General features: G+C 50.0%; 10 protein-coding genes and 1 CRISPR repeat array. All 10 genes read right to left on the minus strand.

Annotated features, from left to right (window positions below):
• Positions 1–26 precede the first annotated feature (26 nt).
• The 10 genes from FND36_10835 to cas2 all read right to left on the minus strand — a co-directional run bounded on the left by FND36_10835 (position 27) and on the right by cas2 (position 10,911).
• Positions 27–704: an ABC transporter ATP-binding protein gene (locus tag FND36_10835; protein QDW74487.1), complete on the minus strand. Its 678-nt coding sequence runs from the start codon at positions 702–704 to the stop codon at positions 27–29.
• Positions 705–798: 94 nt separating this feature from the next.
• Positions 799–1,746, minus strand: a complete 948-nt coding sequence (locus FND36_10840) for a HAMP domain-containing histidine kinase (protein ID QDW74488.1) — start codon at positions 1,744–1,746, stop codon at positions 799–801.
• Between the two features lie 54 nt (positions 1,747–1,800).
• The gene (locus tag FND36_10845; protein QDW74489.1) at positions 1,801–2,475 is read right to left on the minus strand and encodes a response regulator transcription factor; all 675 of its coding nucleotides are present in this window, start codon (positions 2,473–2,475) and stop codon (positions 1,801–1,803) included.
• A gap of 88 nt (positions 2,476–2,563) precedes the next feature.
• Positions 2,564–3,937 carry an MATE family efflux transporter gene (locus FND36_10850; GenBank protein ID QDW74490.1) on the minus strand — a complete coding sequence of 458 codons (1,374 nt, stop codon included), beginning with the start codon at positions 3,935–3,937 and terminating at the stop codon, positions 2,564–2,566.
• 52 nt (positions 3,938–3,989) lie between these two features.
• Complete coding sequence (locus tag FND36_10855) at positions 3,990–5,207, minus strand: MFS transporter (GenBank protein ID QDW74491.1); 1,218 nt, start codon at positions 5,205–5,207, stop codon at positions 3,990–3,992.
• Positions 5,208–5,301: 94 nt separating this feature from the next.
• A complete protein-coding gene (locus FND36_10860) occupies positions 5,302–5,949 on the minus strand; it encodes a TetR/AcrR family transcriptional regulator (protein QDW74492.1) in 648 nt (215 codons plus the stop codon).
• Positions 5,950–6,058: 109 nt separating this feature from the next.
• Positions 6,059–6,922, minus strand: a complete 864-nt coding sequence (locus tag FND36_10865; protein QDW74493.1) for a glycosyltransferase family 8 protein — start codon at positions 6,920–6,922, stop codon at positions 6,059–6,061.
• Positions 6,923–7,019: 97 nt separating this feature from the next.
• Positions 7,020–8,192, minus strand: coding sequence for a hypothetical protein (locus FND36_10870; GenBank protein ID QDW74494.1), 1,173 nt, complete (start codon positions 8,190–8,192; stop codon positions 7,020–7,022).
• Positions 8,193–8,367: 175 nt separating this feature from the next.
• Positions 8,368–9,141: an alpha/beta hydrolase gene (locus FND36_10875; GenBank protein ID QDW74495.1), complete on the minus strand. Its 774-nt coding sequence runs from the start codon at positions 9,139–9,141 to the stop codon at positions 8,368–8,370.
• A gap of 162 nt (positions 9,142–9,303) precedes the next feature.
• Positions 9,304–10,409: direct repeats of the CRISPR family, unit length 33 nt; unit sequence ATTTCAATCCACACTCCCCATGCGGGGAGTGAC.
• Positions 10,410–10,620: 211 nt separating this feature from the next.
• Positions 10,621–10,911: a CRISPR-associated endonuclease Cas2 gene (cas2, locus tag FND36_10880; protein QDW74496.1), complete on the minus strand. Its 291-nt coding sequence runs from the start codon at positions 10,909–10,911 to the stop codon at positions 10,621–10,623.
• Positions 10,912–10,948: the final 37 nt, after the last annotated feature.

The raw sequence follows: 10,948 nt of genomic DNA on the forward strand, positions 1-10,948 counted from the left end.
GTCCGCCGTCTTCTGCTCTCAAACGTCTACTTTGACCAGATACACCCGTCTCTTAATTCCAGCGTCTCATCACAGATCTGGGCCAGATCCAGGTCATGGGTCGCCATCAGTATGGTCCGATGCCAGACTTTGGCGCAGCGCTTCAGCGTTCCCATCAATTCCAGAGACTGCCGGGTGTCCAGGCGGGCGGCCGGTTCATCTGCCAAGATCAATTCCGCCTCAGAGAATAACGCCCTCCCAAAGACGGCCCGCTGCCGCTCTCCGCCGGAGAGTTCCGCCGGATACCGGTTCCTTTGGCCTGTTAAAGAAAGGGTCTCCAGAATCTGGTTTAACTTTTCCTCGTCCAAAAGCCTTCCGGTATCCATGACCACTGGCAGGATCATATTTTCCTCCACCGTAAGTCCTGGAAGAAGCGCGCCTTCCTGAAATACCATAGCGATATGACGTCTCCGAAAGGGCGCCGCTTCCTTTTCTTTCATCTTCTGGATCTGTCTTCCCGCAAGCAGGATCTCTCCTTTGTCTGGTTTCTGAAATCCCGCAAGCAGATGCAAAAGCGTCGTCTTTCCTGCCCCGGAGATCCCGGTAAGGGCAGTAAAGGTTCCTTCTTCCAGAGAAAACGTTACGTTCTTTAAAACCTTTTCCCTTCCCATTCCATCTGTAAATGATTTCTCCACGTCTGTCACTTTGACCGCTTCCATTTTCATTTCCTTTCCGTCTTTAAGGATACCACCTGATCCTTCCCCGGTCCTTACAGACTGCCGGCAAAATTCTTACAGTTTTGTCAGAACTTTGCTGCTCTTACTTCTTTTTGCCGCCCTGTCTGGCTATTGGCAGAAAGACAGAGAAGGTGCTTCCCTTTCCCTCTTCTGACTCTACTTTGATATATCCTTGTTCCCGTTCCAGGACAAGCCGGGACAGATACAGACCTATCCCCCATCCTTCCTGCTCTTTGGTCTTACTTCCCCGGTAGAATTTCTGGAAGATCTTACTGTACTCGTCTTTGGAGATCCCCGGCCCCTCGTCCCGGATCTGTACCGCGCCGTAAGTTTCGTAACATTCCATAGAAAGATGGATCACAGAGCCCTTTGGGCTGTACTTGACTCCATTTTCCAGAATGTTGATAAACACTTCTTCCGTCCATTTGGGGTCAAAAAGCAGCTCGGTCTCCGCCAGTTCCCGCTGCCGGGATTCTTCTACCTGGAATTGGATCTCTTTTCTCTCCGCCTTGGGGAGCACCGCCTCCACCGCCTGCCGCAGAGCAGGAAGGACGGGCGCCTCTTCTGCCGCAAGAGCGGCCACGCCTCTCTCTAAGTCCACCATCTGGAACAGGGCGGATAACAGCCAGTCCAGCTTGTCCGTCTGCTCATCCAGCCGCTCCTGCAATCCCTGTCTCTTCTTAAGATCCAGGCCGGGATTCTTCAAAAGTTCCTGGTACAGCCGGATATTTGCCAGGGGCGTTTTCAACTGATGGGAGAGATCCGAGATCAGCCCCTGCACTGCCTGTTTCTCCATCCTGGCCCCTTCTGCTTCCATCTGAAACTTCTTCTGGATCCGCCAAAACCCGTCTCTTAACACATCTTCCGGCAGGTCCCGGTCAGATTCCTTCCCGATCTTCTCTCCTTCTAAGACCGCCTTCTGTAGTTTTTGCACCGTTTGATACAACAGAAAATATCTTCTTCTAAAATACAGCAGCCCTGCCAGAGCTGCTGCAATATTGATAATCCCAATTCCAATAACTGCTTCCATATCTTTTCCCTCTGCCGCTTTTTTGCGGCCCTAGTATGGCTTTTCTATGGCCCTTTAGTTTTCCTGCCAGACATATCCCATACCATGTACCGTTTTGATCCGCCTTGGTTTCCCCGGATCTTCCTCGATCTTCACTCTCAGCCTGCGGATGCTGACCGCCAGGGTATTCTCGTCCACATAGTTTCCTGATTCGTCCCAGATGCGGCTTAAGATCTGATCTTTGGCAAGAATCTGGCCCTTATGCTCCATAAACAGTACCAAAAGCCTCTGCTCTGTTGTGCTCAAAGCCACCTTCTCTCCCATCCGGAGGACTTCCCCGCTTCCCAGATCTACCGTGATGCCGCCGGAGGACAGACGTCTTGGCGCTTCCTGCTTCTTTAAGATCTTCCGCACTCTTGCCTGGAGGACTGCCAGGGAAAAGGGCTTGCTCATAAAATCATCCACTCCAAGCTCTAACCCCTTCACTTCGTCCATCTCCGAATCCCTTGCCGTCAGCATCAGCACCGGAAGATCTGATATTTCCCTCAGTCTCCGCACCAGATCGAAACCACTTCCATCCGGCAGATTACAGTCCAGGATGACCAGGCCGCAGCCTTCTTCTTCCAGCAGCTTCCAGCCTTCTTTCACGTTTCCCGCCGACGCCACCTCGAGCCCTTCCAGTTCAAAGGTTAATTTAAGCCCCTCCCGCAGAGCCTCATCATCTTCAATGATCCCGATCTTGACTGTCATCGTCTTTCTCCTTTATCTCCATCCCCGCCGTTTTACCGTCTGAAACCGCCGGGAAGATCTTCTCTCCTTCATCCCTAGTATATCGGCATCACAGGGATTTTACAATCTTCTTTCTCACAAACCAGAAGCAGACCGCCTGCATGATGATCGTAAGGATCCATGATGCGGGATAAGAGATAAATAGGAAATGCAGCGATCTGTGCTGCGGGAAAAATCCGTAGATCCATACAATCCGGGTTCCCACTGTTCCGATCACGGACAGCACCATCGGCACCGCGGAATGTCCCATACCCCGCAGGGCTCCAGGCAATAGATCCATGATGCCGCACATAAAATATGGAACCGTGGTGATCGATAAGATCTCCAATCCGCACTGGACCACGTCTGTATCGGATGTATAGATCCCCAGAACCTGAGAACCGAATAGGTAGGCCCCGACTCCCAGCACCAGAGACACTCCCACCGATAAGATCCCGCAGTCCAGCAGCACCCGGTCCATCCGTTTTTGCTTTCCTACACTGTAGTTCTGACTGGTAAAACTCATACAGGCTTGTGTGACCGCATTCACTGCCACATACAAGAAACTTAAGATATTATTTGCCGCCGTATATCCGGCCATTGCCGTCGCCCCAAAGGAATTGACAGAAGACTGCAGCATTGCGTTGGAGAAATTGATCACCGTACTCTGGATTCCCGCCGGGATCCCCACCTGGAAGATCCGTTTCAGGTAGACACTCCTGATCTTGAGTTTAGAGAATCGGAGACGATAGCTGCTTTCTGTCCGATGGAGACACCACAGCACCAGGATACAGGAAATCATCTGGGAAGTCACCGTCCCGATCGCCACCCCGGCCACTCCAAGCGGAATCACCACTACCAGAAGAAGATCCAGTCCCACATTGGCCATTCCGGCAGCAAGAAGGAACAGCAGGGGCCGCTTGGTATCTCCCACTGCCCTCAGGATTGCCGCCCCATAGTTATACAGCATAAAAAAAGGCATCCCCAGAAAATAGATCCTCATGTAGACCGCCGCCTGGCCGATCACATCCTGGGGCGTATTCATCAGGCTTAACGCGGGCCTTGCCGCTCCAACCCCCACAAAGGCCATCAAAATTCCACTGACCAGCGCCAAAGTGATGGCTGTATGTACCGCTTCCGACATTTCCTTATCCTGTCCTGCCGCATAGTATCTGGCTGCCAGCACATTGGCTCCCAGTGAAACTCCAATAAAAAGATTCGTAAAAATATTGATCAGCGCTGTGGTAGAACCTACCGCCGCCAGCGCCTGGCTTCCGCTGAACCTTCCCACCACAATGATATCCACAGCGTTAAACAGAAGCTGCAGGATACTGGATAGCATCAAGGGAAGGGAAAATGAGATCAATTTGTCCATGATGGACCCATTGCACATATCGATTTCGTATTTATTTCTTTTCAAGGTGCGATCCCTCTCCTTCTTCATACTATCTTTATTTTGCAGAATCCTGCGAAAGATGTCAAGCGGCAGGGATATATCACTTCATTCTGCCAGCACTCAGGCCGATCACGCAGATCAGAAGTCCCGTCGGGATCAGCACCCAATACACCTGCGCGGAAAACACATCGAACAGTATTCCATACAGCACCTGGCCCAAAGGCTGGGCGCACATGGAAATCGTATATACACAGGCCATCACCTTCCCCGTCAGCCTTTCCGGCGTCCCTTCCTGTATGGCTGAAAGAGCATAAATGGAAAACATGCTGCATACAAACTGGCATCCGCAGACCGCCGCCACCAGTATCCCGTATTTCCCCAATATTCCCACGGGAAGCAGGAACCCAATGCCCGCTGGCAGAAACAACAGGCCGGTCCCCTCGATCAAAAATGGGAAATGCCGCAATCCTATCTTTTGTCCCAGCAGCCCCGCCGCCAGGCTTCCTAATACCGCCGCCACTCCGGCCAGACTCTCCGCCGCCCCATAGTGCTCCGGGGATAGTCCAAGTGTGGTCCGGATCAGATAGGGGAATCCCACGGACACGACTCCCACCACAAACATACTGACTGCCGCCGCCAGCGCCAGCAGACGCAGCACGCCTGTCCGCTCCCCGCGAAGAAACCCCATGCTTTCGCGGAAATCCGCTTTTACAATTTCCCACAGCCCCATCTTCTTCTCTGGCTTTTGCCCTTCCAGCCGGATGAAGCACTCAAAACACGCAGTAATGAAAAAGCAGACAGCCGCTCCATAGAAAACCGTACGGATTCCAAAGGCTGTATAGAAAACACTTCCCAGAAATGGCGTGACCAGCCCTGCCACCGCCTGTACCTGGCTCACCACCGCATTTCCTTTTAAAAGATTATCCCCGGACAGCATCTGGGGAACACACGCCTGTACGGTAGGAGACTCAAAGGCTCCCAGAACCGAAAGGACAAACAGCAAAAGCCCCACCAGAAAAATCTTATCGCCCAATGGGAAAACCGCGCAGGTTATCAGCACCGCCCCTCCTGAAATGGTATCCAGCTCCACCATAATATTTCTGCGGTTTGCCCGGTCCGCTAAGATTCCTCCAAAGGGAGACAGGATGATCGCGGGCACCATGGCCGCCGCCAGCATTCCCGCAAAGACTGAAGCTTCTCCGGTCTGTTCCAGCACATACATGGACAGAGCGAATTTGAGCGAATAATTTCCGACTAAGGAACTGATCTGCCCAAGGACTAAAAGAGCGAAATTCCTGGTAAATAATCTCTGTTTCATATCCCTACCTCCTTTTCATACCAACCGTATGAATGTATCTTGTTAAAAATAAAAGTGGGAGTTCTCTCCCACTTTTTGGGCCTTTCCTTCTTCTTTAATCCTCCTGCGGCATTTTCTCAAAGAAATCGTCTACTAATTGATACAACTCTTCGTTCATGACAGGAATCCCCAGTTTTTCCAGCATATCTCCAAGGAACCGGAACTTATGCTTCATCTCTTCCTTTGTAGCCGGAAATATGGATGGGATCATCCATAAGCTGGTCAGCAGCGGAAGCAGTTCCGAGATCTCTCTGGTGTATTCCGTATGAATGGAGCCATCCTGGTTTCCCTCTTCGATCAGCTTCTGGAAATATGGTGTCAGGATCCTCCGGTTGCTCTTGATCATTTCCATCAGCACACGGGGATTGCGGGTAATCGGGATCGCCTGGATATTCAGATCCACACGGGCTGTATCCGCCTGGTTTAAGCGGATCATTTCCCGCAGTTTTTCCAAACCGTTCAGATCCTCTCTTCCCTGTACCGCCTCAAAGGGATTGTTAGCGAAAAACATCCGGTCCCCCACCGCGTCCATGATCTCGTCTTTTGATTTAAAATGATGATAGACCGCGCCTTTTGTCAGGCCGCCCAGTTCGTCTACAATATCCTGGATCGTTGTATTTTCAAATCCTTTCTCCAGAAACAGCCGCTGGGCTGTATCCAAGATCCGTTCCTCCGTCTCTTCCGGGTATTTGTTGCGCGCCATGGGAGAACCTCCTTCTATACATTCTCTTGGTATGTATAATCATTATAATCAGGCCGATACTGGCTGTCAAGATACATACAGAAAGTATGTATCTTGACATTTTTCCTATTTATTCCTCTTGGCTGGCTTCCCAAGACCGGGCCGCCAGCCTCTGATAATGCAGGTACAACATTCCAAACCGATAGAAATATCCCGGCTTCCACGGCTTAGCCTTTCCGCAGAAATGCAGGATGGACGTGTGTTCCATCACCCATTTGGAATTATATTTAGCCCCGCTTCGCATCATATAGTTGTTATAGTTCCTGGCATCGTAATTCCAGACCGCGTCGTCTAAAGGCAGGATCCGCTCTCCGTACAGCGCGTTTAAAAGATCCTGGTCTGGAAGCACCAGTTCCTTTCGATGAGTTTCCACATATTGGAACAGTTTCTCCGGAAGGATCTCTTTTCTTGCCAGCTTCAGATTCATAAGCAGAACCCCGGAATTATAATAATCATGCTCCACCCCCAACCGAATCCGGTTCATATCATTGGCGAATTCTGTCTTCCCTGTATGGGCGGCGGCCGCAAATAAATTCTCTTCAAGCTCCATTTCCCAAAGCTCACGCAAAGGGTTGATGACCAGAATATCTGGATCAAGGTAAAGGATCTTATCCACATGCTCCGGCAGCATCTGCCCCGCCAGCAGGCGATAATACATTTCTACCGGATAGCGGTCATTCGCCGGAGCCTTCCGGAACATCTCCCCATTCATCTGAACCGGGCAAAACTCATACCCTCTGGCATGGCACCAGTTTGCCGTCCTTGTAAGCAGTTCCTCCGGAAGATGGTTCTGCAAAAGATATAGCGTGAATTTCTCACCTGGATCATTCAGCTCCAGCGATGTCAGGAGCACCTCTAGCTGGGGGAAATAATTCTGGTCAAGTGTAACTAAAAGATTCAATTGCAAGCCTCCTTTTTCTGTTTGCCCCTCCATCGTACTGGCCGCAAGGGGGATTCAACTGGTCAACTGCTCCCAGTATAACATATATCTTGGTAAAACAGCACTTTTGTTTCTATGTTTGCCACTCCTTCTAGCGTGTAGCCCCGCAGCCGCAATACTGATAATCCACATACTCCTCATAGTATCCCTGGTCTTCCTGATGTGTCACAGCGGGAACGGTCTTGGAAACATTCTGGTAATTACCAATATATCCCTCATTTTTCATCTTATCTTTAATGATAGCGGCAAGATCTGAACTGGTAAATCCATTCTCAAACCAGTAAGTCTCCCCGTTTGCCGTCCATGTCCCATCGGAATTTTCCGTATAGAGGCGGGCGCCATATACCGTACGCGCTGGTGTATCGACTACCGTCACCCAGTTTGACACCCATCGCTTGGCCGTGTGGCTTTTCCATTTATGCGTGTGGGACGGCTTTGCCGTCTGATCAGAAGAACTGTTGGAACCTGAACCTTTGGAACCTGCGCTCCCTGACCTGCCACTGTCTGTGCCAGAGGACGTGTTTTGAGACGTGTCCTTGCTGCTGGCCGCCTTATTATCTGCAGAGGTGGCTGTCTTTGGATCGTCATACACGTTCACCTTCGTATCGGCCGCAGCCGCATCCTGCTTTGTCTGATCGGAGACATTCGGGTTCTTCGCCACATTTTCTTCCAGCTTATCAAGAACTGCCTGGCCTCCATCGCCTTTCAGTGTCTCATCTCCGTTCTCAATGGCCGCTTTCGTCTGATCAATAATATCCTGCAGCATTTCATCCGTGACCTGATCGGCGGGAATCAGCGTCAATGTACAGTCAATGGCGGGAACGTCTTCTGTATCTGTGCTGACTGCAATATTTTGGGCGCTTCCTGTTTTATAGACAGAACCATCCTGGTTGACAGGACTGAGAAATTCAACCTTGTAGGCGCCTGCTTCCAGGCTTACGCTGGAAGTCCCTTCTCCCTCTTCCGAGCCTGGAAGGATTGCATGATAGAAATCTACATCGGTGTTGCTCTCGTCAGCTCCGGCAATGTGAGCCACCGCGGGAGTCGAGTTCTCATCCCAGTTTTTATCCGCCATGATACAAAGAGAAAGGTCCACGGTATCCGACGTACTGGATCCCGCCTTCTCTCTCCCCGTCTCCTGATCCGCCGGTGAAAATACACCCGACGCGGCGGCGGCCGAAGCCGACAATAGTACCATGATAAGAACCGCGGCAGTGGTCGCATACAGTTTGTGGGTTCTCATCCATTCTGTGATTTTCTTCATTTTCTCTCTTCTCCTTTTCCATTTTGTTAGACTTTTGATAGGCTGCCTATAACCTCTCTTTCACAGACTTGGACAAGTGTACTTCCAAAAAAGTTTTAAAAAGCAAATAAAAACCGCGATGCCCTAAAATGGCACCGCAGTTTTTATTTCTGATAGAAGATTCTCTCTGTTCTATTTATAGGCAGTCCTCTTTCAGGAATCGGCAGATTGCTTCTGCCGCCTCCTCTGCATTGGAATACATTGCGGGATGGCCTCCTTCTGGAAACAGACAGACTTGGCCCCTGGTTTCCACCGCAATTTCCTCATATTCCTTCTGCAGATTCTCCCTGGTCATCTCGTCTCCCAGGCTTCCTATCAACATAAGAGGAACTTGCAGTTCTGACAGCGGCCTGACAAAGAGCGGCAGCTTTTGTTTCCCGCACTGTACCAGCGCCTCTGTATCTTTGTCCACCACTTGTTCCCAATCTTCCCCCTGGCACCACTGGTAGAACCCTGCCGCCTGCTCATCTTTTTTAGCGCTCTCCCTCTCTTTGAGAAGATTTTCCACAAATCCTTCGCCAAGCGTCCGGCCGTCAAAGCTGTCCGCCACGATCCGGTCTACCAGGTCCGGTCTTATAAGCCCTGCGTTTATTGCCGCCCAGGCCCCACCGCTGCTGCCTGCGATACTGACTTTTTCTTCAACAATTTTCTCTCCATACAGATGCTCCAGCAAAGCTACTGTCTGCTTCGCCCACTCCTGCCACAGACTGGCTGGGAACTTCTCCACCCGGTCAGATCTGCCATTCCCCAGGAAATCGATCAGGATTACTTTGAAGTTGTCCGTATATAAAGGGAGAAGCGGTTCAAACATTTTCGATGACGCAGTGTTGCCGTGCAGAAAGAGGAGCGGTTTTCCCGCGCCTGCTTCTGAATAGTAGATTTGCTTGGATTGGTAGGTGAAATATGGCATGTGATGGCCTCCTGTCTTATAAGGTATTTTCAGTATAACATAGATCTTGGTATAGCATCCCTTTATTGCAAAAGTCCTGATGATTGTGTTTGCTTAAGGGAAGCAGCGTTTCCCATACGGTGAGTGGCCCAGAAATAATCCGCAACATCATATTGACCGCATATTTCAATCCACACTTCCCATGCGGGGAGTGACGAAACAGATTCTGCAGCTTTCGGAAACGGAGGTGATATTTCAATCCACACTACTCATACGAGGAGTGACCGCAACCACGGTCCAGGACCGCGTGTTCTATGCATTTCAATCCACACTCCCCATGCGGGGAGTGACCATATAGTATATACCGCCTATAACAAGTACCTATTTCAATCCACACTCCCCATGCGGGGAGTGACTCCTCTGGGAGAAGATCCTGAATCTCTTCTGTCAATTTCAATCCACACTCCCCATGCGGGGAGTGACACTATAAAAATACTAGCGCAAGTATATTTTTTCTATTTCAATCCACACTCCCCATGCGGGGAGTGACAGTTGTGGAAAGAAAAGGGAAGAACAGTTCCCTATTTCAATCCACACTCCCCATGCGGGGAGTGACGGGGCTCACTACCCCAAAACAGATTCGATTTTTAATTTCAATCCACACTCCCCATGCGGGGAGTGACATTGTACAGCTAGCAAAAGACCATGGATGGGAGCTATTTCAATCCACACTCCCCATGCGGGGAGTGACTGGAGGGGGCCGGCGGGAGCACAGACGGAAAGGCAATTTCAATCCACACTCCCCATGCGGGGAGTGACGCGATCTGGACGGAAATGTGCGGGGCTATTAACATTTCAATCCACACTCCCCATGCGGGGAGTGACAGATCGGTATCACGGCAAAAGGCGCCGTAAAGGTAATTTCAATCCACACTCCCCATGCGGGGAGTGACGGAGTATGAATATGGGAAATATTATCTAGAAGGAATTTCAATCCACACTCCCCATGCGGGGAGTGACCGAGTGCCAAAAATATTTGAGGCCGAGGCTGAGATTTCAATCCACACTCCCCATGCGGGGAGTGACATTGTACAGCTAGCAAAAGACCATGGATGGGAGCTATTTCAATCCACACTCCCCATGCGGGGAGTGACACACTGCCGCTACCGTATATGCAACAGAAAACGATTTCAATCCACACTCCCCATGCGGGGAGTGACGAGCAGCCGCCATCACTTGAGACGGCGGCACTGTATATTTCAATCCACACTCCCCATGCGGGGAGTGACCGCAATTTTAACCAAAAACTTCTTTTATCTTTTAGTCAAAATCAACAAATAATATTCTTTTATCTCCTTCTTTTCCCCTTCTTTCCTCCTCCTTTTCCTCATTCACAGACAAAATCCAAACCCTTTGTGCACTTTTTCCGGTGCGAATCTCCCTGGCTTTTTCTGTTTGCTTCCGATTCGCACCCACATGCTTTTTACTCACACAGTTTTCTCACAGTATCAATGTATCGTCTACCGCAATTCCTCTATCAACACCTACATGCTCTACCTTTGTTTTATATTTGTTTCCCAAGTAGTAAAATCTCAGACTGTCCACATCTTCATCAATTATTTCTGTTAATATTGCTTTCAAGGCGACACATTGCGCATGGTCAACGATACATTCAAATACAGAATTCTGCACTCTTCTTCCATAATTTGTGCACTGTTTTGCAACCTTTCGCAGTCTCTTTTTTCCTGCGGCAGTTTCTGTATTTACATCATACGTAATCAGTACCAGCACATCCGCACCTCCTGTTGGCCATAAAAAATTTCCTCAT

Source organism: Lachnospiraceae bacterium KGMB03038, assembly GCA_007361935.1.
Classification (GTDB): domain Bacteria; phylum Bacillota; class Clostridia; order Lachnospirales; family Lachnospiraceae; genus Massilistercora.